The following is a 26,466-nucleotide window of genomic DNA, read 5'->3' as shown; positions in this document are numbered from 1 at the left end:
CAGCATCACGCTGCGTTTTTATTATTTGCAAATTGATTCTATTTGATAAATTCTGAATCAAACATATGCCCAAGCTTTGCCGCTTTGGTTTTCAAATAATTTTCATTGTGTGGGTTATTACCTTCCTGCAAGGCCACTCTTTGATCTATATTAATTCCTGCGTTGGTTAAAGCTTTTACTTTTCTGGGATTATTTGTCATTAGTTTCACAGACTTGATATTCAAGAAACTTAACATCCCCCTGCAGAAGGAGTAATCCCGCATATCTGCTGCAAATCCCAGGCGCTCATTCGCCTCAACAGTATCGGCACCATCATCTTGTAAATGGTAAGCGCGAATTTTATTAATAAGGCCTATACCCCGTCCTTCCTGACGCAAATAAAACAGCACACCACTTCCAGCGTTAACAATATTTTCCATCGCCCTAGACAATTGAAAACCGCAATCACAGCGGGCACTAAATAATGCATCGCCAGTCAGACATTCCGAATGTAAACGGATCAAAGGGGGAGAATCAGGGTCAAGATCTCCGTATACCAAGGCCAAGTGCTCCTTGCCTGTTGCCTGCTCAATGAAGCCGTACATCTGAAATGTCCCCCATTGAGTTGGCAGTTTTGCACTATCAACAAAGTGCACCAGGTTAAATGGCTCCTTGTCAGCAAAGTAATCACGCACCTCCATCAAAATTTTGCCAAGCTCATTGCGACCGCTACCATCTCCCCCATCCCCCCAAAAGTTGTCCTTATGGGAATGCTCCTTGAGAACAGTATCACCGGTACTAACAAGTAAGTGCGTTAATCGAGGGTTTTGACGAAACTTCTCAAACACAATAAAACGCATGACCGCACTACGAACATCCATCCAGTCTTCTTTGACCTTATCAGCATATTGGCGACTTAAATTAAATGCTTCATCTGGTGTATTTGCCATTAAGATTTGTTGCTGTATATCGGGATCAGTAAACTTTTGGGCTTGATAATAATGTTCGCTGGTAGGCCAAACAGTATTACTCAAGATAATAGGGCTGGATGCAAAGTTTGATAAAAATCCGTGGCTTTCATTTGGTTCGTAAAATTGTATTTCATCAATCATTCAACTCACTCCTTGACATCAACGAATAGGAACTACTACAGATTAAATGGGTTGCCTTTGCCTATATCCTCATACTATTAAGTATAGTTAAGTTAACAAAATAGCAACATTTATATGCATGGTGAGCATATTTACTTCCAAGGGGGTAGATATACTGACTCTCAGGGTGAATTTTCCGGTGCACTTACTTTCGGAAGCCCTCATCGGTGCTATTGACCGTAACAATTCAGCTGGTAATTACTTAATTAGCAAGGATAAAATGCGTGTTCTCTAAACACCGGATGATGATGAATGAAATATAAATGGATACTGTTTGATGCGGACGAAACGCTGTTTCACTTTGATGCATACGAAGGTCTTAACTTAATGTTTTCTCGGTTTGGGATTACTTTTACCGAGCAAGACTTTGCTGAATACCAAAAAGTAAACAAGCCACTCTGGGTCGACTACCAGGACGGCGTGATCAGTGCTGAACAATTACAGACCATTCGCTTTCAACCTTGGGCTGAGCAACTGAACACGACAACACAAGCAATAAACAGTGCATTCCTTACCGCGATGGCCGACATTTGTGCAGTACTACCGGGTGCAAAAGAGTTGTTGCACAATTTAAAAGATCGAGCCCAACTCGGCATTATCACTAATGGTTTCACTGAACTTCAGCAAATTCGACTCGAACGTACGGGTTTACAGGATTATTTCTCGACACTGATCATTTCAGAGCAAGTCGGTGTTGCCAAACCAGATCGGGGGATTTTCGATTTCGCCTTCTCGCAAATGGGCCATCCAGATAGACGTGAAGTCCTAATGGTCGGAGACAATCCCCATTCTGATATTCTTGGAGGAATGAATGCCGGGATCCACACGTGTTGGTTAAATGCTTACGGACAGCAAGTGCCTGAGGGAATCGAGCCTAACTACCAAGTCGCAACACTCAGTGAATTGAACGAACTGTTATTACCGGCTGATTAATTTGCGCCCAATTAACACGAGGGGCAGCAGAGTACACAATGCTGCCGTCCTTCTGCTGCGCGTTCATCTTCAACTTGATAATCAAGTACTTAACTACCAACGTAATATGGTCACGAATTGTTATTTTGGGATTTTATTTAAATCCAGGGGAAAATAATGCTTTACAGTAAATCTTGCTCACATTATGTTAATGACAACTAAATTAATTCCCAGTGTGTGAAGTATGCATTATAGAGCAACTGAAAATCTGTCAGAAAGCCTGCAAGCTTTAGCTTCTACCGCATTTTGCGCACTTGTCTCTGTCGTCGTCGCCATTTCCTGACGCTGACGGCTTTGTTTTTCGTCAGCATGGCTGGCGAAAACAGAGCCTCTCCCCTCTCTTTTCTATCCAACCGGCTGACACCTTAGATAAAGGTGGAACCATTGAAAAAACTAGACATAACAGCCATTGGCTTTACGACCTTTGCCCTATTCTTAGGTGCTGGTAACCTTATTTTCCCGCCAATGATGGCTCAGCAGGCCGGCGATAACTGGCTAACCGCTATGGCAGGTTTTTTAATTTCAGCTGTAGGGTTACCCGCACTTACCATTATCGTGCTAGGTCGCCTATCCACGGTGAATAAACTTACCAGCTCACTACCTTCTTGGTTGGAAAAAACATTTTGGCTACTGGTATTCACAACATTAGGGCCCGCTTTTGTCCTGCCTAGAGCTGTCACCGTCGCCTATGAGATGGGTATCAAGCCCTTCACTTTAGATGATTATTTATTGCCTTTCTCTGCCGCCTTTTGCGCGCTTAGTTTGCTGCTGGCAATTAGACCCGGAAAACTGGTTGATATCATCGGCAAGTTCATGACACCGGCTTTAATAGTGATGCTTGCGGCGCTGGTTATTACGGCAATGTTCAACCCACAGGGTACTCCCACCCCGACAACCGAGGCCTATCAACAGGCTCCGCTAGTAAGTGGCCTGCTGGAAGGATACATGACCCTGGATGCCATAGCTGCTGTAGCTTTTGGTTGGGTCATCATCCAGGCAATCAAAGCTAAAGGAGTAACAAAGCAGTCAGGCATCCGCTACTACAGCTACATCGTTGCTGGAATTTATATCCTTTTGATGTCGACTTGTTACCTGGCGATGGGGTACCTAGGCGCAACCTCATCGGCGATTGCGGCAGATGCAAGCAATGGCGGTACGATCTTAACGTTATACGCCGCTGCAATCTTAGGTCCTATTGGCCAGAGCCTGCTGGCTGCCATTACCCTTACGGCTTGCCTGACAACCGTTATTGGCCTGACTAATGCTAATGCCGAGTATTTTGAGAAAACCTATCAGATCCCTTTCGCACGAGCTGCCACTATCACAACAATTCTCACTGCGATTGTCGCAAATATCGGACTTGAGCAATTGATAACATTTAGCTTACCGCTGATCCTGGTCTTATGCCCGATAGCGATTGCGCTTGTGTTGGCCGCGGCACTATCACTCACAGGTAGCAACAAACTAAAATACCTCGTTCTTGCCGTATTTATCTTCGGCGGAATTGATACCTTCTCAGTATTGGGTTTAACCAATAGTTACCTTGAGCAAACACTCCTACAGTGGCTTCCCCTCTATAGCCACCATCTGAGCTGGTTAGTCCCTTGTTGCATGATCCTGGCTTTACTGCTGCTATCAGCTGGAAAAACTAAGATTCAACTGCGTGTTGTAAGCAAAGCTTAATTCAATGTCAAAATTCGCGCTCCCCACCACAGTGTAACGTGGGGAGCCACCTTGTATCGATTTCCAGCTTATATTCAGTAGGGCATAGAATAGATTGCATCTTGTTTTGATTCATATACTTTACCGTCACTTACCCAGAAAATATAAAACCTTCTAGAGTATAAATAATAACATTCGTTTTTTTTCACGACTTTAAATCGGTTATTTATCCCTTTTACATCTATTAATACTTTCATATATAAGCTCCTACATAAGCGTTACTAATTAACTGTCAATTAGTAACACTCAACATCGTCAAATTAATGGCATGTAGGATAACCAAACTGAATTCTTTTTATTTATAAGGTAAGTGATTTTTGGGCACACATATCATTTTAAATGATATTAAACTCATTGACACAAACAAGAACCAACTCAACCAGCCTCACTTAATACATTGATATATATGGAGTTATATTGAAAGCCAACATCTCAGTTGATAACATTAACATCTACACTATGTTTTTTAAATCACCGTAATAAAACGTATGTTCTCGAATAAAACGCTAAAAAATAAAAGCGGCATCTTTTCGCAAAGATGCCGCCTCAATAACCATACTCTTTTAGCGGGATATACTAGCCGTTCTGTTCCAGATTACGCTTGCCAGTCATAAACTCTTCCAGAATTTCCGGCGTCAGCTCTCCAGCTTCCTCCAAGCGCTTTAGCTCTGCAACAATACGCTTTTGCTCATCAATTGACGGAATCGCTAGTTCCGGCTCTTTTTCAATATCTTCAGGTATAGTTAAGTTATCTAGCATGTTACAACTCTTGCATTATTCAAAAACAAACTAGCCCCAGTATACAACAAACACGTCAAGAAATATTGATCCTGAATACTGACTAGCACATATCAGCTTAAACGATTGAAAATCAAACAAACCACTTATATCCAAACAACTGAAAGGAGCTCGTTTCAGCAAGAGTGACCCTACATCTAGAAGTTATTTGGGTATAGCCTAACGGACACGCAACGCGCCTCGAACTATCTACCACGACTTAATGCAACCGGATGCGCATTGGGGTGTTCATAAAAAAACCGGCGCCAATTGACTCCGGTTTCAATAATATTACAGGTCTAGTAAGAGCTATCAATATACTCTGGAAATTCATCCCGATGCCGCGCAATACGTCGTTTCTTCTTCCTTGAATGCTGGTTGAAATCCTGAAGTTCATCTTCAAAATCAAGTTTTTGTTTAGACTTAGACCCTTTACTAAATTTTTGATCTAACTTTGCCATGCTTGCTTCCTGAAATATTTCCAGAGTAAATAACTGCTACTGACTAATTGAACACTTGCAACCATACTGCTGATTAGCAGTACATCGCTACCAACTTTAATCGAATAATAATAGTCGATTATGACAAAAGTGCTAAAGCAGACCGGTCCGGCGAAAAAAAACGTTCCCGCCAACACAATCAATAATAAGCTTGAAATACACATCGGCTTGTATACCTATCTTCATGGTAAAAGAGGTTACAAAAAAGCGCCCTGCTATGTACAACAAGTTATTTCGCTTGTAACGAGCAATTTTTTATATCAGACACTCTCCGTCACGTGGTTAAAAGGAACGGATAGCATTGCTTCTAGCAGTGCCTCTTTCTCATTATCTTCACGCCATACCAAGTAAAGAGACTGCTCCATTACCGGCGCATCAGGGACAACATGCAAATCACCTTCCTCAACACTCTGGGCGATAACAGGGGAAGGCAAGTAACCCACCCCCCCATTATTTAACAGGTATTCCAGAGCCATCCGGCTTGAGTGAGTGTGCATCACCGGTGTTTTCTGCAATTCACTAATCCGGCTATGCTCGACAGAAAAACGGGTACTCCAATCAAGATAAACCAGCGGATAACTTTTAATATTTTCAACTGAACAGCTCTTTTCCCGTGTCACCATCTGCAATTGATAATCACGAACTTTTGATACCTGTAGGTTCTCGATCCGAGGGGGCTCACTGGTTATCGAAACATCGATACTTTTGTCAAGAAGACGCTTGGCCATACTCTGTCGCGGAACAGACTCGAGACGAAGAGCTAGCCCGTCGAGCGTACTATAGATACGGTTTATCCAATCTGAAATACCATCGAACTCCCAAAACATCGGTGAGGCACCGATAGTCACCTGCTTACTCAAAGACTCAGACAATGCGACGTCCTGCCTTGCCCGCCCCCAAGTCTGTAAAATCGCCTCTGCATAGGGCTGCAAACGCTCCCCGGCGGCGGTGAGATGTACATTGCCCCGCTGCCTTGAAAACAACGCATTGCCCAATTGCGATTCCAATTGTCTAACACGAAAACTAACGGCTGACTGAGTTAAAAACAGGTTATCAGCCGCCCGTCCAAAATGGCGGGTTTTGGTTACCTCAAGAAACGTTCTGAGTAATTCGGTATCCACAAGCACTCTCAAATAGTCAAAGAAACTAAACGGCGATAATAAACCGAACCGCCACGATTCATTAATAAAAAGTTTTCATCGTCACGACGAAAAACATTCATTTTACAACACCATCCTCCTGAACGAATATCAGCGAAAATCTCATCAGGAAGCTCTTTTAAATGAGAAGTGAAGGCAAATTTTACGACGATAAAAATTTCCCACGCGGCTTCAACCGAACCGGTGTATTCACGATCAGTGAAGCCATGTTGTTAGAAAAATATGGCCGCATAATGCGTGGCTTGCAAGATGGAACACTTGAACCTACCAGTGAATCTGAACACCAATTTCTCGCCGAAGTTTGCGGGCAGCTAGATGTACAGTCCGATTTCGCTAAATGCTGGCTCAAGTATAAAGATAAAACCACCAACAAGGTGCGTAGCTATACCCTTTGTGTATCACAACGCAGACAGGTTAATACCTACGAAGAAGATGATCACGAAAGCGGCTGTGACAACGACCTAGATTACTGACGCTATGGGCAACCCATAACGATTGCCCGTTTTATTAAATTATACCGATGAAGCCATCCGCAACAGTGCGATGGCTTAGTTCTTTATTGCCTGTCAAAAAAGACAGTTTATTTGGTAATACTTGTATGAAAATTTGTTTTGTTATGTATCCGTGGGACAAAGTTGAAGCCGAAACAGATTCAACTCTCCGCCTGATCCACGAAGCGGCAAGTCGCGAGCACACGGTGGCAATTACAACGCCCAACAATCTGACAATGCGCCACAGCACCGCCATTGCGTTTTGTAAGGTATTAAAACGGGGTGATGTATCAAACAATATTCCAAGCTTTTACCGCAAGGCTGAATTCCGCAAGGCACAACTGCCTTTGGCGGGGTTCGACGTTATCTTTATGCGCGCTAACCCGCCACTAGATACGATGGCGCTCAACTTCCTCGACTCAGTCCGTGATGACACCTTCATCCTGAATGACATTGATGGATTGCGCGTAGCCAACAATAAACTGTATACCACCTCGCTACCCGATCCGAATAACGAGTTTATCCCGGTGACTCATGTATCGAAAAACCGTGAATATCTAGAGCGGGTACTGGAAGAGAGCACTAACGAGCGGATGATCATGAAGCCGCTCAATGGCTATGGCGGCAAAGGGGTGATCCTGGTTGAGAAAAGTGCCAAATCGAGCGCTAAGTCACTGCTGGATTTCTATATTGGCGATGATAAGAACTACGTCATCTTGCAAGACTATATCGACGGTGCCGAAGACGGTGATGTACGGATAATGATGCTCAACGGCGAGCCAATCGGGGCGATGCGCCGGGTACCCGCATCTGGAGACGTACGCTCGAATATTCATGCTGGCGGCAAGGAAGTGAAACACACCCTGACCAAACAAGAGCTTCGCCTGTGCAAGCATATTGGCCCGAAGCTGGTTCGGGACGGGCTGTATTTTGTCGGCCTTGATGTAATTAATGGAAAACTGGTTGAAGTCAACGTACTGAGCCCTGGCGGGATCACCCGGATCAATCGCTTAAACCGCACCAAATTACAGCGTGATGTAATTGATTTTGTTGAAAGCGTTGTTGTGGCAAAAGAAGTGGGTATCGCGCGCAAGAACGAATACCGTCAGGTGATCGCTGATGCTGCAACTTACTGAAGCTGAAGTGCTGAATAAAATCCGGCACTCTATCCCGTTTGAAGCACAACTCAATGATGGGAGCCTGACAATTCGTATCAGCGAATATCAGCCCTATGTTGCAACGGCAATACATAACGGCCGCCGCCTGCGCGGTGAGCTTATGCCCAAATGCAGCTTGGGTGAAGACGAACGCTATTTTGAAGAAGACCCCTTCACGGGAGACTTTATCTCATCATTGCCAATCGTTCTTCAAGGGGAGGACTCGCGCTACGAATATGACCTCAATCGAGCTCCCGACAACTGCATCTATGATGATGCATGGGGTAAATCGGTCTGGTCAGAACCACTAAGCGAGGCTGAGCGTGCAATATCTAGTGAAAAGCATGCCTGTTATTACCGAATTCTAGGGTGTTTGATTGACACTCTAGAGAGCCAATTTGGTCTTTGCTTGTTATATGATATTCACTCCTATAACTACCTGCGGATTGAAAGAGACACGCCTGTTTTTAATCTTGGTACCGGACAGATCAATACACGTAAGTGGCACAAGGAGACTAAACGGCTAATTGAACTATTGGAAGGTATAGAGCTGCCAAACATCCGTGTTGATGCAAAGATCAACGATGTTTTTAAAGGCATGGGCTATCAAGCAACATTCATCCGCCAGCATTTTCCTAATACCCTGATCTTGCCGATCGAGGTGAAGAAAATCTATATGGATGAAATGAGAGGTGAAAGCTTTCCTTTAGTTATCGAGAAACTAAAGGAGGCAATGAAGACGGTTATCACGGAACATGCGGCTGAAACTATTCAGCGTCGTACCAAGGTAAAACGGCTAACGGGCAGTCATGTACTTGCATCAAAGCTGCCGCGAGAAGTGCTAAGGCTCGATCGCCAGCTATATTCGCTGGCACGTGGTGTGAATACGCTGAGCTATATCAACCCGACAAACTTGAAACAGGAAAAGCGACGATTTCTCCACAGACCGCATGATTACCAGCCAAAGTTTACCTATCGGCAGCTGGATATCGATCCTTACAAGTTTCGAGAAAATTTATATCGCCTTTCCGTCGAGGACATTCGGGATGCCGATATTCAGAAGATGTACCGCAAAGTAATTGATCAGCTCGCCGTTCGTATTGACCTGTTGACTAGCATAGGGCACGACGAGTTCTTGTATAACTCGTTGCGCTATTATGGCCAGCCAGGACAACAAGATATTGCGAATGCCAACTTCATTTTGCATGCCCGTGAATACCGTGAGGTAGAAGAAGAAACACTGACACCTTCACAGGCAATTCAGGCCTTCAAGGATGCCGCCAAGCGCTACGGTATTGCTTGCAAAGTGTCAGGCACGAACAAGTTGATTGCCAGGGCTATGGTAAGCGGGCGCAATATCAAGGTTAACCTTGGCTGCCAGTTTTTACCTCGGGACTTGAACGCCCTTATCCACCATGAGCTGGGTGTCCATGTGGTAACCACAGTCAATGCGGATAAGCAACCGCTGAAGGTGTTGAAGCTGGGGTTGCCGGGGAATACCCATACCCAAGAAGGACTGGCTATTTTATGCGAGCACTTAGCGGGAAGCTTTCCGCTGCATCGTCTGAAGACACTGGCACTGCGCGTAATTGCCGTCGATAGCATGGTTCGTGGCCGCAGCTTTAGTGACACATTCAACTCACTGAAACACGAACACAACCTGACCAATGAAGACGCATTTACCGTAACAGCTCGTGCATACCGAGGTGGCGGTTTTACCAAAGATTATCTCTATCTAAAGGGGCTAAGAGATGCGCTTCATTGCTATCAGAGTGAAGACCTGACCTCGTTGTTTGTCGGGAAGACCGGCTTCGAGTTCAAGCCTTTGCTGGATGAGTTGATCACCCGTGACATATTGCATAAACCGGCTTTCCTACCAGAGGCTTTAATGCTCAAGGACGCTAACGACCCAATCATCAACTTTATGCTTCAAAGTATCAAGTAAGTACCTACTATTGCGGCAGCCACGCTTTGTTAGCCAAACTGCCGCCCCCCTTTCTTAACCATAAATATTGTTCCGACTTGCAGACAGCTTACAAAACAAAGAAAATGCCGCTAAGTGGAAACTATTATCGTGTAGCACGGTCATACCTTTCTATATAATTTTGGATGCAAGTATGAATCGAAAGGTGAATCGTCACCATATTGCCAGATGGTCCCTCGGACTTGTCATGCTGGTCATTTTTGTCTGCTCAGGACAAAATACCGGCATCGTACCGTCGTGCCCACTAAATACGCACAGCACCGTTGAGCTATCTGCAAATGATTCATCATCTAAGACGATAAGAGATACTGACAGCGCCGATGCCGACAAGCAATGTGAGTTGACAGATCACCTGCTGCAACTTCACCAGCTCTCTTTCGAGCTCGCCCTCATCAGTATCAGTATTCTGTTCCTGTTAATCACCCTCTTTACCGGTCATCCATACCGAGTACCAGTATTGACGGAACCGATCCCTCCGACTCGGCGACGCCACCTGACTCTATGTGTATTCCGAGAATAAGACATACCAACTCAACTTGCTGGATAAGACCAGCCTTTGATTTGTTACAGATTTAACGGAGTACATACCTTGAAAAAACGATTTAACTCTTTGCTAGCGTGTTTCACTTTGCTTACCACCCTGGCCACCGCTTTATTACCGTTTTCGGTTCAGGCCATTGAATACCATACGGGTTGGATAACAAACCCGCAACACCCGCCTATCGAAGTCAGATTCATGCTGACCGGGCAGCAAGACATTAATGCCAAAACAGCTGAAGCCCTTCTAGAGGTCAAGCTTGATACCGGTTGGAAAACCTACTGGCGTAGTCCGGGTGAAGGGGGTGTCGCACCGAGTATCGATTGGAGTCTATCAAACAACCTGGCCAACGTTGACTGGCACTGGCCTATGCCGAAACGCTACGAATTTCTGGGGGTTGAAACCCTAGGATATAAAAAGCACATTGTATTTCCAATGAGCCTGCATATTGAGGACATGAGCAAGCCGGTCTTTCTCTCTGGCAAATTAACCATGTCTTCATGTACGAACATCTGCGTACTAACCGACTATGAACTTTCCCTTGATTTCAAACCATCGGCTCTGCTCCCCTCTCAGGAGGCCATGCATCTTTACAATCAAGGGATGACGAATGTACCCAAACAGTCACCAGCCATAACAGTAGATCAACTGTCTTGGGATGAAAACAACCGAACCCTCTCCGTTGTAGCAACCAACCAACTTGGTTGGCAGCAACCCGATGTCTTTGTTGACGGCAACTCCCAGCAGGCTAAAGATTCCTCTTTTCTAACACCTGACATTCATGTAAACGGCAATCAACTTGTGGCGCAGATGAAAGTCAGTAGTTGGTTTGGCACTCCGGATTTAGTTAATCAGACGCTAAATATCACTTTCAGCGACAACGATATGGCCGTTGAAATGCCAGGAATCGTTTCTGATCTCCCCCTTGCGGTAGATACGAGCTCTAGTCTACTCGAAATCATTGCCATCGCCTTGCTGGGCGGGCTTATCCTGAACGTGATGCCCTGTGTCCTGCCTGTACTGGGAATGAAGCTTAGTAGTGTAATTAGCGCAGAAGGATTGCAAAGGCGCCAGATCCGCACCCAGTTCCTTGCCTCGGCAACGGGTATTCTATGTTCGTTTTGGTTACTGGCAGGATTCCTGATCGTTCTTAAGTTATCCGGCCAGGCACTTGGCTGGGGAGTTCAATTCCAGAGTCCTTATTTCATCGGTGCGATGGTGATCATCACCGGCCTGTTTGCGGCCAATATGTTTGGTCTGTTCGAAATTCGTCTATCCAGCAACAGTAACACCTGGCTGGCGACTCGTGGTGATAACTCACATGTTGGTCACTTTGTTCAGGGCATGTTTGCTACTTTACTGGCGACACCTTGCAGCGCACCTTTCCTCGGAACAGCGGTCGCATTTGCGCTAGGCGCAGACACCGTCACCCTTATCGCAATCTTTACCGCGCTTGCTGTCGGTATGGCTGCCCCTTGGTTGCTTATTGCTGCTTTCCCTGCACTTGCCGGGCTAATGCCAAAGCCTGGGCTGTGGATGAACAAACTTAAAAACCTCTTCGGTTTTATGATGCTGGCAACCAGCCTCTGGCTACTCAGCCTGATGACGAGCTTTTTCAGCACCGGACTGGTTTTCGCGACAGGGCTGGTATTAATCATCGCGCTGTTGTGGCGATTAGGAAAAGTCAAAGGCCGAAAACCTGTAATCTTAACCAGTGCATTTTTGGTATTAGGTACAGCGGGAGGGCTTATCGTCGGTAGCGTTACCGCTGAGCAATGGGCAAAACCGTTACCTCAGGATCATCAGTGGCAGTCTCTGCAAACGGATGAAATCCAAATTGCAGTCGAACAAGGAAAAACAGTCTTTGTTGATGTCACTGCCGACTGGTGTATTACCTGCAAGGCCAACAAGATTGGTGTCTTACTGCAAGATCCCGTCTATTCCAAGCTCGGGCAAGAAAATATTGTTCTGATGCGAGGAGACTGGACCAAACCATCTGACTATGTCACCGGTTACCTCCAATCAAATGGACGTTTTGGCGTACCATTTAATATGGTCTATGGACCAAGTGCACCGCAAGGGATTCCACTTCCGGTTATTCTAACTAGCAGTGAGGTTATTCAAGCCATCGAATCAGCTGGCAAGCAGGAGTAAGTGATGAAGGAACCGAGATCAAAGCCAAAACAAGACGCTGGAAGCCCAGGTAAAAAACGCTGGGGAGCTAAATCCTGGCTCAGAGAAGGGCTGATGATCATTGTCCTATTCACACTCTTTAGCACAGCAATGGACTATTGGCGCAGCCAAGAAATGCCGACTGGTAATGTTCCTGCACTGGTATCCCAGACAATTCAAGGTGAAGACATCGATTTGGTCGCTCTGAGCCATAAAAAGCCAGTGATGCTCTACTTCTGGGCGACATGGTGTCCAGCCTGCAAGTTTGTCAGCCCGACTGTTGACTGGATGAGCGATCATTTCGAAGTCGTCACAATAGCGATGACATCCGGGGACAATAGGCGCCTCAATGCCTATATGGACAGTCAAGACTATTCGTTTAGAGTTATCAACGATAACAATGGTCGATTGGGACGCGAGTGGGGTATCACGGCGACACCGAGTATCGTGATCATCAAAGATGGAACTATCAGCTCAATTACAACAGGAGTGAGCACTCCGCCTGGTTTATGGCTGAGGATGCTAATGAGCTAGCCATTCGCCAAAAACCAAACACCCGTGAGAATAGTTAATCCCGCGGGTGTTTTCTTATCTACAGCGTATAACGTGTTCTTTCAATCCGGCTAAACTTTACTCCCAGTCCCAGCCTCTTCGATTTTCGTGCTCTTGTGAAAACATCATGCGGTAGCCGCTAATATTTTCATGCGGAATATCATGCATTACTTTATGGAACTGCTTATTATCTAAATGAATCAGATTTTCATGATCCCCTGATTCAATATAAAGCTCATCCTGATCAAGCAACAGATCATCCACCAGCATATTGATCTTATAAGCTTGCCCTAAAGAAGGTACCGCCCCAGGGTCACAATCCTGAAATATCTGCGGTAATTCATGTTCGCCGATCAAAAAGTACTGTTTCCCCATCATCCGGCCGATTTTATCAATCATTACCCGTCGGTTTGACGGCACCACGGCCATAAGGTATTCACCACTCTGATCCTTAAGCATGACGGCTTTTGCTACCTGCGAAGTCGGAACATGCGCAGAGATAGCTGAACTGAAAGATGTGTCGGTATGACGGTGTTGAGTAAGGCTAAAATCCACGTTGTGACTATTAAGGAATTGCCCTACTTTTAGTGCCATGGCCATGTTCACCTCCAGAATAATTATTCCTACAGCAAAAGTATGGGAGGGGTTTGCCATTTTTGCGAGGTTATAAAGTGATTTCTATGTGTAAAGAGAACACACCAACGGCTACTGGGTGTGTAGTCTGCGCGCTTGCCAGAATGTTCGTCGCCAGTATGGATTATCCAGCCTTGAAATCACTACCCCTTGCGACGTTGAAGCATGAAGAAATTCAGAATTGCCAAGATAAATCCCAACATGTCTCATCGTCCGCCCAGTCTTAAAGAAAACCAAATCCCCCTCCGTAGCCTGCGCCAATGGAATCCACTCTCCAAGCCTAGCCTGTTCACCAGTTGTCCTGGGGAGCCGCTGGTTAAAGACACTCGAGTAACCCACCTGCACGAATGCCGAGCAGTCGATACCACGCTTGCTGCTGCCGCCTAATCGGTAAGGTGTACCTTTCCACGAGCTGTAAACCAAGTTGAAAGAGGGAACAGGGCTTTGCCGCAGCGGCTTTGCCATTGAACTGTGCCGCCGATTGCTCTCGACCACCGGATTATTTAACTTTGAGACCTCATCATTACCAGGTGCCGTCGAGCAGCCCATAAGTGCAAAGGTTAACACGCCCACAATCAAGAAAAACGAATTGTTATTCATCACGCAAATATTCTTAGTTATCGACCAATACCCGTGAAGTAAGAGGAAAAAAGCTCTTTGGGGCAACACGGTTCAGCTCTTTTTTGGTATTAACTAAAGAGTATATACCCAAGTGGCCTCAAGTTGCAGGATTCAAGCTACTTGAGGTCACTTGGGTATAGCAATCCACAGGTTTGAACAGCGGCTCTATCGAATCCTGACATTACTTGCTATAAAAACCACCAACTCAAATCATGGAAGGTTTACATCAATGAATATATATCCACTTCGGGCATTTATAAGTGATGACATCGATGCTGTCGCCGATATCTACCACCGTGCAGCAACGACATTAGGGAAAGATTTCTACTCACCAGAGCAAATCACCACCTGGGCCGACTACCCTCGTTCGTACCCTGACGAGTTTGAAACTTTAGTCAATCAAAGCCATACATTAGTCGCTGTTAACAATAACAATCAGCCAATTGCTTTTGGTCAGCTCCACCCAAGCAACCACCTAACCTTACTGTATGTGCTGCCTGAATACTCTCGCCAAGGTCTGGGTAAGAAAATCTATTTGACACTCGAAGCCATTGCTATCGCCAACAGCCAAAGCACCATAAGCGTAACGGCAAGCAAAGTATCGAAAAGCCTATTCGAGCAACTGGGATTCGAGTTAATCGAAGAGGAGGTTTCCGTCAGGAATAATATTCCTTTTGAACGCTATAACATGGTGAAAGTACTTCAACCGCAGAAATAAAGATTAAAAAAAGAGGCAGAGCATCCACTCGCCTCTAAAACTCCACACAACAGAAGGGATGATACTTAACACACTTGCAGTGTTAAGTTCATGCTTCTTTATCTCTTTAATTATAAAGGTTTTCCAGATTTTTCTTGTTTGAAAGTAACTCATGCGATTTACTTCACAATGAAACCACATGCTTACATGCAAAATATGACTTTTTGGGGCATAAGCGTAGCTATATCCAAACTTTGATTTGCGTTAGCTCAATTAACAACCAGAACCAACAAATTAATCAGACAAAAAAACATCATCAACTAGCCTTAATTGTGAAATCATTTCATAATGAAGAAATACCAATCAGCATAGTGATCTAACTGAATAGATTACTGCGATGATTAGTATTCATACCTGACTGGATCCGTTAATTGTTCAGCCTGGTATCAGTATTCTGATTGCTTTCTAGGTTCTATTTATCTTTAGGGCGATTTGTTGTATTTTTGTGAAATAGCCCTACAGCTCATCTGACCTCTTAAGGAAGGTATACCTGTTGACTTCAGATAGAGTATGAGTAATACAAAGGAGTGACTGTGCTTTCTTTTATCCGCCTGATATTAGCGGCGATATTTATTATGTTTACCACGCTGTTTGCCTTGGTTTACTGTCTATTCAGCCCGCGAGATCCCAAACACGTACACTTTTTCTGTCGCTGGTTTAACCAGCTGCATAAACTGGTTGGCGTTGAACTCATTAAGCGGGGCCAAGATAACGTTACTAACACTGGCAACAGTGTGTATATCTCGAACCATCAAAACGTCTTCGATTTTGTAACATCGCCTGGCATGCTTGAGCCTCGAACCGTTTCAATCGGCAAAAAAAGCCTACTGTGGATCCCTTTCTTCGGGCAGCTTTACTGGATCACTGGTAATATTTTGATTGATCGCGAGAACAAATCAAAAGCGAGAAATACCATACAGCAGGTGGCAGAAGCCATCCATAAGCGTAACCTGTCGGTATGGATGTACCCAGAAGGTACGCGAAGCAAAGGCCGCGGCCTGCTACCATTCAAGACTGGAGCATTCCGAATGGCTATTGAGGCTGGCGTTCCGATCGTGCCTATGTGTGTTAGTTCGACCCACAATAAGATTTCGCTCAACCGCCGCGATAATGGTATCGTAATTACTGAAATGCTCGAGCCTATCGATGTTTCACAATATGATATGAACGATGCGCGTCAACTGGCAGATTACTGTCATACGCTGATGGCAAACAAGATTGCGGAATTAGATGCCGAAGTCGAGCGCTTGGAATTAGAACGAACCCAAGTGCAGGCAAGATCAAGCTAATATCGAGCTTTTCCTGCTACTCACTAGCCGAATCAGAAAGAGCATCAATTGATGCTCTTTTTTCTATCTGTTGATCAGCAGATCAAAGGCATCACGGAGCGGTGCACTCTTTAGTATCCGCCCATGTCCTAATCCTTCAGTAGCAACTAAACGAACATGTTCACATTCACTGGCCTGTTCAGAATACTCAAATGAAGCAAAGCGGTCATTCTTGTCATGTACAATGACAGTCGCAGCAGGATGTTCTTTTAATCTTGAGAGCGGATCAATCGAATCCAATGAATACTGGTAGGTATCAGCAATTTCTCCGACAACTTCGTCAAACAATTTCATTGAGTAACCAGAACGTTTTACGGTATTAACCAGATTCTCGGTATAGTTCAATACCGGGGCCACCAGCAAAATAGGTTTATCCTGCAGTAGAGGGTGGCGACTCTCTAGTACCATCGCGCCTCCCATGCTGTGCGCAACCACACCAGCAATGCTGGACTGCTGATCAAGTATCCCATCAAACGCTTTTACAAAACCCGGTAAATGACCATGCTGTCCCTCACTCTCACCGTGTGCCGGATTATCAAACGCCAGTGCGGTATAGCCACATGCGGCAATATGTTCCATCAATGAGTAGAACTGGCTTGATGAACCGGACCAACCATGACCAAGGATCCAGGTAGGCCCGGTACCTAGTTGATAAGTCATCATTTTCCCTTCAGCCGTCTCAATATGACGTCGAATCAGCCCTTCCGGCTCAATAACGGCACGCTGCTCCCGCTCCGGCGTCAATAGCAGATCTCGAGCTACTTTCCGGGCGTGGTTGGGGGCGACTGTATGGTGTAAACGTGTTGTCAGGTTAATCATCCCCCGACGTATGTTAAAGCGCTTACCCTGCTTAAAATAAATTTTACTACTCATAACCACCTCAAAAAGTACGGTCGTGCTTTTTTATTGTAAATAATAATACCAATCTGGATAAGTAGATGGTCTACTTTTCATGAGGAAAAATTTCCAAATACAAGGCGGAAATTGCAGTAACTAGAGGCTCTAATTACAAAATTACCAACACTGTAGTTGGTAATTTTAACCATGAAAAATAATCAGATATTTATTTAGATTGGTATAACTGATCGTGTGAAACTAACTAGTCGTTAAACTACAGAGGGCAAGGCCTTACACCCGCCACTCATGCAGTAACTCATCAATGCCAAGCCAAAAGCGCTGGTGCTCTGCCGTTTCCAACGACAATGAACGAAACAGATGACTGCTCAGATAAACGCCATATAATCGATATACGAACTGCCAGTTATCAAGATCCCGTTTTAACTCACCATTTTGCTTCGCTTTTTCAACCTGACGGCATAAATAATCCAACCAGCGACGTGTCATCTTCACCAATGCCTGCTGCACTGGATCATTGCTCTCACATCCATCCTTCCAAGCATCCAGAAACATACAACTCCCCTGAAAAGACTGATTCCAATCCAGCCAATTCTGTAACAAAAGTCGTAATTTCTTCTCGATGTTCTCCGGTTCAGAAAGACGTGCTGGTTGGATCACCCGATGTGCAAAATACTCACCCGTATATTCCAATACCGCAATCTGCAGGTTTTCCTTTGAATTAAAATGAGCAAACAGGCCACTTTTCGACATCCCCGACGCCTTGGCCAACTGGCCGATTGTCAAACTGTCTAAGCCATCTTTACTGGCTAAATCAAAAGCAGTTTTTAAAATATGTTCGCGGGTGATGCGTCCCTTACTCATTCTTCATCTCAATTGATAATACCTACGCATTTTTAGCACGATCGTACTTTTAAAGGCAATCTTTTTATTTATCAACTACAACGTACGGCCAATACGGTCAAAATCGCTCCCCTATGTTTACTGCCTAGCCTTAGCGTTCAGCAAAGCGGAATAGGCTGTCGATTGTAATTGGACAATCACCAATCTGATGAACCATATCTTCTGCTTGTTTCAACGAATCAAAGCTGCATGGAATGCCGTAAGTATCAGTTACCGGGTAATCATTCCCATCTGCATCTCGAAAGTTAATACTCCATCCTGCACTCAAAAAATCATGCACAACCCGAGCTTCTACCAACGTATGCTCTGCCATCATCTGGCGACATTCAGAAAGTACCATGACCATTCCCTCATGTTTGATGACTCTCTGTAAATATAGTCGATAAATCCCTCCATATACATTAATACCAAACTGAACATTACCAATCTGGATAAGTAGATAATCTACTTTTTCATGAGAAAAAATAGCCAAATACAAGGCTGAAATTGCTGTAACCAGTAGTTCTAATTACAAAATGGCCAACACTGTAGTTGGTAATTTCAGCCATAAAAAATGATCCGATATTGATTTAGATTGGTATAAGGTCCCCATATACAACAAAGCCGTATCAATTAGATACGGCTTGTCAATTTTCATTATGAGCAGGCTGTTGCTACACAATAAAAGATACTTATGCTGATAGGTATTACAGGTATAGTTTCGCTACATTAGCAGGCTCTAGTTCAGCCCCTTCAAGCTCTGCATTCCAGTTAAGGCCAACCAGAACACCATCTTCTGCCAGCGTGATCATCCAGTCTTCAACAAATACGTCCAGCGGGATCATTACTGCTGTAAACTCTTCCCACTCATCAGCACATTGAAGTTTTGCATCCTGCTCGTTCGACCAAAAAGGCATTACTTCAGAGTCTTCAAACTCACTAGATGCAACAGATAGCCAGTCTCCCTCTTCGTTACATAGCCCCCATACAACTTGGGTTTCTTTTGTTTCGGTAACAAACAGGTCACAGTTCGCTTGAATATCTGCAGTTAGCTTAGTCATTCTATTCTCTCTTATCATTTGCCTAACGGCTTTCAGTCGCAACAAGTGCATAACCTATCAAAAGGTTAACCACCTGATGTTAATTAATAATACCAAACTTCTGGCTTCAATCGTGATTTAAATCTTATCCAGACCGCACATACAGGGCGCTAAAGCCAAAACACTTAATAATTGATTAATTATGACACTTCACTATCGTTATACTAAGCGCAATCAGAGGTAAAGAGGACACCGACATGGCAATTGTTGATTGGCTGAATTACCTGAGTAACCCTAAGCAATTACTTCCACGCGCTCATATCATCGAAGCACATCAATTTTTGGGCAACATGACCAAAGGTCGTATAGCGGTTGACTGTGGCTGTGGTGCAGGCCGAGATACTCTTTACCTTCTTGAAAAAGAGTATCAAGTCTATGCGTTTGATATTGATATTAAGAGCCTTGAAATGCTAGCTGGACACCCTCTTGCCGCTTCCAACCCCAATCTGGATGTACAGGTTAGCAGTTTTGCTGACTATTGCTTTCCTCGTGCCAACCTCATCAACGCCAGTGCCTGTTTGTTCTTCTGTGAGCATGATGAATTTCGTCAACTCTGGGCAGGAATAGAACAAAGCTTGTTCAGCGGAGGGATCTTCTGCGGTCATTTCATCGGCCGAATCGACATAGCCGATAATGAACCCCTCCCGGTGTTAACACACTCGAAAAGTGAACTCGAACAACTTTTTTCATCGTACTACATTGTGTCATGGAAAGAGAAACAGGAACTTTCGGCACAGATAACAGGCCAAAAAAAGGCATGGATGGTACACACTATTATTGCGATGAAAAAATAAAAAACTGTTGCGTATCACTCCAACCACTCAAAATCCTTTATTATATTTAGCCTACCTATTTGTCATATAAATATCTTTATCCAGCCGCTTTAAAGTGACAAAATACCTTTATATCCAGCAACACCTCAAGCTTGGGTATATACACTTTTCTTCCACCGTTATAGCTTGGATCACCCGTATGCAATCTCATCGTGCCGGAAATGCTTTGGCTGCTTTTTCATTCGTACTCTGGGGCATTTTGCCACTGTATTACCAATTTCTGCCTCAGGCCGATATCAATGAGCTTTTGGCGTCACGGATTATTTTCTCGGTTCCATTTATGCTCATTGCAATATGGGCTTTGCGTCGGCCTTTCCCTTCAATAAGGGCTATATGGGCAGATAAACGCTCACTGATGTTCACGGCTCTCGCGGGATTGATCATGTGCGTCTCGTGGTATGCATTTACTTGGGCGATCACCCATGATCAAGTGTTAGCGGCAAGCCTTGGTTTTTTCATCAATCCTTTATTTGCTATCGCGCTGGGTGTTATTTTCCTCAAAGAGCGGCTGTCACGAGCTCAATCTATTGCGGTAGTACTTGCCATTGCCGGTATCGGCTACCAAGTATGGCACTATGGTGAGCTACCATGGATCTCGCTGATTATGGGTAGTTTTTTCGCCATTTATGGCCTATGCAAAAAATTTATTCGTTATGACGCCCTGACTTCTGTTACGCTTGAGGCTGCTATTCTGGCCCCTGTAGCGATAGCCTTCATCGCCGTTCAAGGGTTATCAGGAAACAGCGTAGCTCTATCATCAGATCTCACTACCCTGCTGCTATATATCGGTTCAGCCCCTGTTACACTGGCTCCGTTAATATTCTTTGCCCTAGCTATCAGTCGTACAAGCCTGACAATGGTCGGGTTAATGCAGTATATTGAACCCACGCTGCAATTCTTGCTGGCTGTATTTTTATTTGGAGAGATCTTTGATGAGGTCAAAGCCGTAAGTTTTAGCCTCATATGGCTAGGCCTGCTACTTTGTACCCTTGAGGCACTACTCGGAGTGTACCGGAAAAAGTTATATCCAGCCGAAAATACCGGTTTTTAACAAAATACGATGACTCAGTAAAACACCGTGCCTTATACGGTGTTTTTGATTCCCATTCACATCATCTGTAAGAGCTTTATGACTTCGGAAATCAAACAACTTCAACATCAACTAGCACAGTTTGCCGCAGAGCGTAATTGGGAGCAGTTTCATTCACCTAAGAACCTCGCCATGGCATTGAGTGGCGAAGTCGGTGAATTAATTGAAATCTTCCAGTGGCTAACCCCCGAGCAAAGTGAACAATTACCTGCTAGCAAACAGGCACACCTTGAGGAGGAAGTCGCGGATGTATTAATGTATTTGCTCAGGCTAGCCGATAAATGTGATATCGATGTCATGCAGGCATGCCAGCAAAAGCTAGCAAAGAACAGGCAAAAGTATCCTGCTGATAAATGTTACGGCAGCGCAAAAAAATACAATGAACTGTAGGGGGTTATTAATAACCCTTACAGATAGGGAGCTCCCTTCCTATGCCTAGGGTGTGTCCCTTGCGCCTTTTACTACTTGTTTCACAGTTGGCAAAAATATACTTGCCATTGATGCAATTTAATCATACTCATTAAATAAGAAATCAAGCGCATATAATGTTGAAGTGGCCACTAAAGTTAGAGGTATTGAGAATGGATGTTCATGAGGTCTTTAACGATAGTTATGCCAGGTGCAATCAAAACCCGCGCTTCTTTGACATTTTCTATGATTTTTTTTGCAATAAAGATGATAAGTTTCGACAAATGTTTGCAGGCACTGATATGTCAAAGCAAATCACGATGCTGAAAGCATCTATCGTAATGATTTTGCTAGCATCGACCTCAGAAGCAGCCAGAGATTCGATCAGGTATTTTGGTAAACGCCATGGGCCTAATGGCGTTGGGGTTACCCCGTTAGATTATGATATCTGGCTTGAATGTCTGCTAACTACCGTTAGTCTTTGTGATCCAAACTATAACCATGACGTTGAACAGGCATGGCGGGAGTGCTTCAAACAGGGAATCGCGATCATGAAAGAAGAATGTCAGGATACTAGCGAATAAGCTCACACCTACAGCCATTATCTGGCATAACGCTCAATTGCACATAATACTATTGTACTTAGCAAAATAGACTCTCGCTTACTGAGTTTTCACTATTCAGTTGTTATTGGCAATCACGGGTTATCAAGCAGGTAGTTATGACAAGGATTAAAGATGATTACCGGATCTGGCTGCTCCTTACTATTACCGTCATTATGGCTGCCCTAGCCCTTTACTTTGCGCCCATCAAGCAAAGCAGCAATTTCTATGATTATGCGGATCAACGCACTTTGCTGGGTATTCCACACTTTTGGAATGTGGCTTCTAATATCCCTTTTTTAGTGGTCGGTCTCCTGGGTATATGGCGGCTAAAGGCCCGTACTACTTTTATCATTGACCCAACTTGCTACAGACTATACCTATTTTTTTTTGGCGGCCTGATAGCTACCTTTCTCGGCTCCAGCAACTACCACCTTGAGCCAAATGCTTTTACCTTAATGCTCGATCGCATTCCACTCAGTGTAACTTTCGTTGCTCTATACTGCATCGTTCTCAGCGAATATATATCACCAACTGTCGGGCAACGTCTATTCGTCCCTGTAACGCTCTATGGCGCTCTCTCGGTCGTTTATTGGTATATTAGTGATACTATTACAAGCCGTGGTGATATGTCCGCCTACGTACTGGTTCAGGTCGTCCCTATCATTCATTTACCAATCATCATTGGCCTGTTTCGGGCACGATATAGCCACGGGAGGTATTACCTGTACGCACTGCTTGCATACATTATTGCCAAATGGGCAGAATCAAACGACGATACGCTTTATACAGCATTAGGAGGGGTAAGCGGCCACAGTATCAAGCATCTGCTTGCTGGGTTTGGGGGCTACTTAATTTATCTTGGTTTCAAAAAGCGCTCAAAGATAACAGGGCCTGAGTGCTGACTTCCTATCCGGCACCCAGTTATATGATTGCAGCAATCACCTGCAATATTATTTTTCGCCAATACCGCGGTGTTCTTTCTTGGCCAAGGTAATTTTACCAAAGCCCAACTTTCGGAAATGGCTATCACGAAAATCTTTAGCAGCCTTGGCTGTCGTAGCAACTGCTGCGACTTGCTGTTCCATTTTCAGAAACTCAGTCAGATCAATGCCTTCTGCCGCCGCAACTGCTTCGTGGATAGTATGGTATTGACCGTAAGAGAACGCCAGTTGTTTCTCTTGTTTCTTAAAGGTATAGATAATGGTGCGTGACATAACGCCTCCAACAGCAAAAAAGAGGTTGGGAATTTACCTTAACTGACTAATGGATGGAAGAGCATCAAAGCAATTCGAGTAAAAAACAAAACAATTTTCCTCCCTTGCTACCCTCTTCAATAACCCTCAGTAAAACGAAGCTAGTCATTGATACTGAGCCAAGTCAGACTCGCCTGAGTACACACCCTTTTCCCAAAGTTATACACAGAAACAGTGGATAACTTTCTAATTTACCACGTATAGTTCACAATAGCTTAACAATCAAGCTCGCTAGAATTGAAATAATGGATAACTTGATTGGCACTTCCCCGCCACAGCAGTGATGGATCGTGCTGCTCTTTTACAAACTTCCCATCTACGAGCACATCGATCATTGCTACAACTTCGCGCTGAGCATCACTGAGTTCATCCCGTTTATACCCTGACCATAGCCATATATCTTTACCGACGCACTCACGTCTTACCCTGCGGAGTAACTTAAGCACAGCTTCAAGGTTTGCAGGATGCAATGGATCACCTCCCGACAAAGATAAACCACGTCGCTTAATCCGCTCGTCGTTCAGATCTTGAATAACCTGATCTTCCATCTCCTGTGAGAACAAATGTCCGCTATCTAGTCGCCAGGTATTTTGGTTATAGCAACCGCGGCACTGGTGCTCGCACCCAGACACAAACAATGTACATCGCGTACCGGGGCCATTTACGACATCAACAGGGTAATAGTTATGGTAATTCATAGTAATCTTTCACCAAAAGCAAGAAGTGCCATTAAGGCACTTCTAAATATATTGGCCGCAGAGCGACTTTACGAGAGAGGTGGCAATACGCTTACATGTGTTTCACACGGCGTTTAACTTCTTCCTGCTTACCTGAGTTAAATGGTCGAGCATCTGGAGAACCAAGATAGCCACAGACACGACGCGTCACAGAGACTTTCTTAGGATCATGGTTACCACACTTCGGACATGTAAAGCCTTTGCTCGTACAGTCAAATTCACCTGAGAAACCACAATCATAACACTCATCGATTGGAGTATTCGTGCCGTAGTAAGGTACGCGTGAATATGAGTAATCCCATACGTTCTCTAGCGCTTCAATGTTATGCTGAATGTTAGGGTACTCGCCGTAACAAATGAAACCACCGCTCGCGAGTGCCGGATATGGCATTTCAAAGTCAATCTTGTCGTAAGGGTTTACCGTTTTTTCGACATCGAGATGGAAGCTATTAGTGTAATAACCTTTGTCAGTAACTTTGTCGATCACACCATACGCTTTTGCATCTAATGAACAGAAACGAGTACATAAGTTTTCTGAAGGAGTACTATATAAACTGTAGCCCCAGCCAGTCTCTTGCTTCCACGAATCAACGGCATCTTTTAGGCGCTTAACAATTGCGATACCTTTTTCACGAAGCTCTTCGCTATCGTAAATGTGCTCACCTTTGTCTGCATACAGCGCATTGATGGTTTCATGGATCCCAATGTAACCCATAGAAATAGACGCACGGCCATTTTTGAAGATGTCTAGTACTTCATCATCTGGATTAAGACGAATACCAAGTGCACCTTCTGTATAAAGGATTGGGGCTACACGAGCTTTTACACCACGGAGGCGATCAATACGTGTATCTAGTGCTTTACGAACTAGCTGCACTCGCTTATCAAGGATTTCAAAGAACTTAGCTTCATCACCATCAGCTTCGATAGCAATACGCGGTAAGTTTAAACTAACAACACCAAGGTTATTACGACCTTCATGGATCTCTTGGCCATTCTCATCAATGTATTGGCCAAGGAAACTACGACATCCCATTGGTGCTTTAAATGAACCCGTTACTTCAACAACCTTGTCATAGTTAAGAATATCTGGGTACATACGCTTAGATGCGCATTCAAGAGCAAGCCGCTTGATATCGTAGTTAGGATCGCTTGGCTTGTGGTTAATACCATCCTTAATTGCAAACAGCAATTTAGGGAATACCGCTGTCTTTTTATTCTTTCCTAGGCCAGCGATACGGTTTTCAAAAATAGCTTTTTGAATCAGCTTAGATTCCCACGACGTGCCTAGACCAATACCGATTGATAAAAATGGGGTCTGTCCATTGCTTGAGAAAAGTGTATTAATCTCGTATTCAAGCGATTGGAAAGCATCAAAAACTTCTTTCTCGGTCAGTTTCTTGGCGTAATCTTCAGCATTAGGAACCTCCCAAAGCTGGCCTGTTTTCAAGTGCTTCTTATAGCTAGCTGTCACATACGGAGCAAGCACCTCGTCTAAACGATTTAGCGTTGTACCGCCGTAGGTGTGGCTCGCAACCTGAGCAACAATCTGTGCCGTTACGGCTGTCGCGGTTTGAATGGATTTTGGCGTGTCAATTTCCGCATTACCCATTCGGAAACCTTTGGTTAGCATATTTTCCAAGTCAACGATCATGCAGTTAAACATTGGAAAGAATGGAGAATAGTCCAAGTCATGGTAGTGGATTTGACCAGTCTCGTGGGCATGAACAATATCGCGAGGCAACATATGGTTCTTCGCGTAATGTTTCGAAACAATACCTGCCAACAGATCACGCTGAGTAGGGATCACTTTCGAGTCTTTGTTCGCATTTTCATTAAGAAGATCGGCATTGCTCTGTTCAACCAAACCTGAAATTTCCGCACTCAATGCGCTTTTCTTTTCACGCTCGATATCACGGTCATGACGATATTCGATATAAGCACGAGCGACATTCTTATGCGGACCTACCATCAGGTGATTTTCAACCGCGTCCTGAATAGCGTGAATGTCTACTTCCTCTGCAGACATAAACTGAGAAAGCACACCGTCAGCTACTGATGCTGCGTATGCTTCATCCATAGCTTCTACTGACTCTGCAGCGCTAAGTACCGCTTCTTTAATACGCTTGGTATTAAACGGTAATCGGCATCCATCACGCTTAATCACAACAGGTTTCACACGGGGCTCCTACGAAAATGACACTGTCAC

The 26,466-nt window shown here is 44.4% G+C and carries 28 protein-coding genes; 15 read left to right on the top strand and 13 right to left on the bottom strand.

Annotation, left to right across the window (positions count from 1 at the left end; all coding sequences use genetic code 11):
- Nucleotides 1–38 precede the first annotated feature (38 nt).
- Entirely contained in the window at nt 39–1,091 is a 1,053-nt protein-coding gene (gene ribA / locus MD588_RS07280; protein WP_265696393.1) for a GTP cyclohydrolase II, read from the bottom strand.
- Between the two features lie 291 nt (nt 1,092–1,382).
- Here ribA and yjjG point away from each other — a divergent pair, with 291 nt between their 5' ends.
- A complete protein-coding gene (yjjG, locus tag MD588_RS07275; RefSeq protein WP_265696391.1) occupies nt 1,383–2,063 on the top strand; it encodes a pyrimidine 5'-nucleotidase in 681 nt (226 codons plus the stop codon).
- Between the two features lie 423 nt (nt 2,064–2,486).
- Complete coding sequence (gene brnQ, locus MD588_RS07270) at nt 2,487–3,785, top strand: branched-chain amino acid transport system II carrier protein (RefSeq protein WP_265696390.1); 1,299 nt, start codon at nt 2,487–2,489, stop codon at nt 3,783–3,785.
- A 615-nt stretch (nt 3,786–4,400) separates the two neighbouring features.
- On the opposite strand, the gene MD588_RS07265 is transcribed toward brnQ, so the two are convergent.
- The 3 genes from MD588_RS07265 to hdfR form a co-directional block, all read right to left on the bottom strand.
- Nucleotides 4,401–4,583 (bottom strand): restriction endonuclease subunit S domain-containing protein, encoded by a 183-nt coding sequence (locus MD588_RS07265; protein WP_265696389.1) that lies wholly within the window; start codon nt 4,581–4,583, stop codon nt 4,401–4,403.
- Nucleotides 4,584–4,900: 317 nt separating this feature from the next.
- Nucleotides 4,901–5,062, bottom strand: coding sequence for a hypothetical protein (locus MD588_RS07260; RefSeq protein ID WP_265696388.1), 162 nt, complete (start codon nt 5,060–5,062; stop codon nt 4,901–4,903).
- Between the two features lie 299 nt (nt 5,063–5,361).
- A complete protein-coding gene (gene hdfR / locus MD588_RS07255; RefSeq protein ID WP_265696386.1) occupies nt 5,362–6,222 on the bottom strand; it encodes an HTH-type transcriptional regulator HdfR in 861 nt (286 codons plus the stop codon).
- A gap of 161 nt (nt 6,223–6,383) precedes the next feature.
- Here hdfR and maoP point away from each other — a divergent pair, with 161 nt between their 5' ends.
- The 6 genes from maoP (at nt 6,384) to MD588_RS07225 (ending at nt 13,137) form a co-directional block, all read left to right on the top strand.
- Nucleotides 6,384–6,734 carry a DUF413 domain-containing protein gene (gene maoP, locus MD588_RS07250; protein ID WP_265696384.1) on the top strand — a complete coding sequence of 117 codons (351 nt, stop codon included), beginning with the start codon at nt 6,384–6,386 and terminating at the stop codon, nt 6,732–6,734.
- 125 nt (nt 6,735–6,859) lie between these two features.
- Nucleotides 6,860–7,888 carry a glutathione synthase gene (gene gshB / locus MD588_RS07245; protein ID WP_265696383.1) on the top strand — a complete coding sequence of 343 codons (1,029 nt, stop codon included), beginning with the start codon at nt 6,860–6,862 and terminating at the stop codon, nt 7,886–7,888.
- Complete coding sequence (locus tag MD588_RS07240) at nt 7,872–9,854, top strand: flavohemoglobin expression-modulating QEGLA motif protein (RefSeq protein ID WP_265696381.1); 1,983 nt, start codon at nt 7,872–7,874, stop codon at nt 9,852–9,854. Before gshB ends, MD588_RS07240 begins: the two co-directional genes overlap by 17 nt.
- Before the next feature lie 172 nt (nt 9,855–10,026).
- Complete coding sequence (locus tag MD588_RS07235) at nt 10,027–10,413, top strand: hypothetical protein (RefSeq protein ID WP_265696380.1); 387 nt, start codon at nt 10,027–10,029, stop codon at nt 10,411–10,413.
- Between the two features lie 69 nt (nt 10,414–10,482).
- A complete protein-coding gene (locus MD588_RS07230) occupies nt 10,483–12,585 on the top strand; it encodes a protein-disulfide reductase DsbD family protein (protein WP_265696377.1) in 2,103 nt (700 codons plus the stop codon).
- Between the two features lie 3 nt (nt 12,586–12,588).
- Nucleotides 12,589–13,137, top strand: a complete 549-nt coding sequence (locus MD588_RS07225; RefSeq protein WP_265696376.1) for a protein disulfide oxidoreductase — start codon at nt 12,589–12,591, stop codon at nt 13,135–13,137.
- 96 nt (nt 13,138–13,233) lie between these two features.
- Here MD588_RS07225 and MD588_RS07220 read toward each other — a convergent pair whose 3' ends face one another.
- Together MD588_RS07220 and MD588_RS07215 are read right to left on the bottom strand one after the other, a co-directional pair.
- On the bottom strand, nt 13,234–13,755 hold the full coding sequence (locus MD588_RS07220; RefSeq protein WP_265696375.1) for an aminoacyl-tRNA deacylase: 522 nt from the start codon (nt 13,753–13,755) through the stop codon (nt 13,234–13,236).
- A 105-nt stretch (nt 13,756–13,860) separates the two neighbouring features.
- The gene (locus MD588_RS07215; RefSeq protein ID WP_407676554.1) at nt 13,861–14,388 is read right to left on the bottom strand and encodes an NlpC/P60 family protein; all 528 of its coding nucleotides are present in this window, start codon (nt 14,386–14,388) and stop codon (nt 13,861–13,863) included.
- Nucleotides 14,389–14,638: 250 nt separating this feature from the next.
- On the opposite strand from MD588_RS07215, the gene MD588_RS07210 reads away from it, so the two are divergent.
- Nucleotides 14,639–15,127, top strand: coding sequence for a GNAT family N-acetyltransferase (locus MD588_RS07210; protein WP_265696373.1), 489 nt, complete (start codon nt 14,639–14,641; stop codon nt 15,125–15,127).
- Nucleotides 15,128–15,699: 572 nt separating this feature from the next.
- Nucleotides 15,700–16,455 (top strand): 1-acylglycerol-3-phosphate O-acyltransferase, encoded by a 756-nt coding sequence (locus MD588_RS07205; RefSeq protein ID WP_265696372.1) that lies wholly within the window; start codon nt 15,700–15,702, stop codon nt 16,453–16,455.
- Nucleotides 16,456–16,518: 63 nt separating this feature from the next.
- Here MD588_RS07205 and MD588_RS07200 read toward each other — a convergent pair whose 3' ends face one another.
- The 4 genes from MD588_RS07200 to MD588_RS07185 form a co-directional block, all read right to left on the bottom strand.
- The gene (locus MD588_RS07200) at nt 16,519–17,367 is read right to left on the bottom strand and encodes an alpha/beta hydrolase (RefSeq protein WP_265696370.1); all 849 of its coding nucleotides are present in this window, start codon (nt 17,365–17,367) and stop codon (nt 16,519–16,521) included.
- A gap of 255 nt (nt 17,368–17,622) precedes the next feature.
- Nucleotides 17,623–18,213 carry a TetR/AcrR family transcriptional regulator gene (locus MD588_RS07195; protein WP_265696368.1) on the bottom strand — a complete coding sequence of 197 codons (591 nt, stop codon included), beginning with the start codon at nt 18,211–18,213 and terminating at the stop codon, nt 17,623–17,625.
- Nucleotides 18,214–18,343: 130 nt separating this feature from the next.
- Entirely contained in the window at nt 18,344–18,592 is a 249-nt protein-coding gene (locus tag MD588_RS07190; protein ID WP_265696366.1) for a hypothetical protein, read from the bottom strand.
- Between the two features lie 346 nt (nt 18,593–18,938).
- Complete coding sequence (locus tag MD588_RS07185) at nt 18,939–19,292, bottom strand: DUF2750 domain-containing protein (protein WP_265696363.1); 354 nt, start codon at nt 19,290–19,292, stop codon at nt 18,939–18,941.
- 236 nt (nt 19,293–19,528) lie between these two features.
- Between MD588_RS07185 and MD588_RS07180 the strand changes: the two genes are divergently transcribed.
- The 5 genes from MD588_RS07180 to MD588_RS07160 all read left to right on the top strand — a co-directional run bounded on the left by MD588_RS07180 (nt 19,529) and on the right by MD588_RS07160 (nt 23,169).
- Complete coding sequence (locus tag MD588_RS07180; RefSeq protein ID WP_265696361.1) at nt 19,529–20,125, top strand: class I SAM-dependent methyltransferase; 597 nt, start codon at nt 19,529–19,531, stop codon at nt 20,123–20,125.
- A 178-nt stretch (nt 20,126–20,303) separates the two neighbouring features.
- Nucleotides 20,304–21,215 carry an EamA family transporter RarD gene (rarD, locus tag MD588_RS07175; RefSeq protein ID WP_265696360.1) on the top strand — a complete coding sequence of 304 codons (912 nt, stop codon included), beginning with the start codon at nt 20,304–20,306 and terminating at the stop codon, nt 21,213–21,215.
- A 78-nt stretch (nt 21,216–21,293) separates the two neighbouring features.
- Entirely contained in the window at nt 21,294–21,644 is a 351-nt protein-coding gene (locus MD588_RS07170) for a nucleotide pyrophosphohydrolase (protein WP_265696358.1), read from the top strand.
- Nucleotides 21,645–21,964: 320 nt separating this feature from the next.
- Complete coding sequence (locus MD588_RS07165) at nt 21,965–22,246, top strand: globin (protein WP_322784238.1); 282 nt, start codon at nt 21,965–21,967, stop codon at nt 22,244–22,246.
- 137 nt (nt 22,247–22,383) lie between these two features.
- Nucleotides 22,384–23,169 (top strand): hypothetical protein, encoded by a 786-nt coding sequence (locus tag MD588_RS07160; RefSeq protein ID WP_265696355.1) that lies wholly within the window; start codon nt 22,384–22,386, stop codon nt 23,167–23,169.
- A 48-nt stretch (nt 23,170–23,217) separates the two neighbouring features.
- Here MD588_RS07160 and MD588_RS07155 read toward each other — a convergent pair whose 3' ends face one another.
- The 3 genes from MD588_RS07155 to nrdD all read right to left on the bottom strand — a co-directional run bounded on the left by MD588_RS07155 (nt 23,218) and on the right by nrdD (nt 26,436).
- Nucleotides 23,218–23,481 (bottom strand): DUF2960 family protein, encoded by a 264-nt coding sequence (locus MD588_RS07155; RefSeq protein WP_265696354.1) that lies wholly within the window; start codon nt 23,479–23,481, stop codon nt 23,218–23,220.
- Nucleotides 23,482–23,735: 254 nt separating this feature from the next.
- On the bottom strand, nt 23,736–24,218 hold the full coding sequence (nrdG, locus tag MD588_RS07150) for an anaerobic ribonucleoside-triphosphate reductase-activating protein (protein ID WP_265696352.1): 483 nt from the start codon (nt 24,216–24,218) through the stop codon (nt 23,736–23,738).
- Nucleotides 24,219–24,309: 91 nt separating this feature from the next.
- A complete protein-coding gene (nrdD, locus tag MD588_RS07145) occupies nt 24,310–26,436 on the bottom strand; it encodes an anaerobic ribonucleoside-triphosphate reductase (RefSeq protein ID WP_265696350.1) in 2,127 nt (708 codons plus the stop codon).
- Nucleotides 26,437–26,466 lie beyond the last annotated feature (30 nt).

The sequence above is a fragment of the Photobacterium obscurum genome (assembly GCF_026191635.1).
Taxonomy (GTDB): Bacteria; Pseudomonadota; Gammaproteobacteria; order Enterobacterales; family Vibrionaceae; genus Photobacterium; species Photobacterium obscurum.
This window is presented reverse-complemented; position numbering and strand designations above follow the sequence as displayed.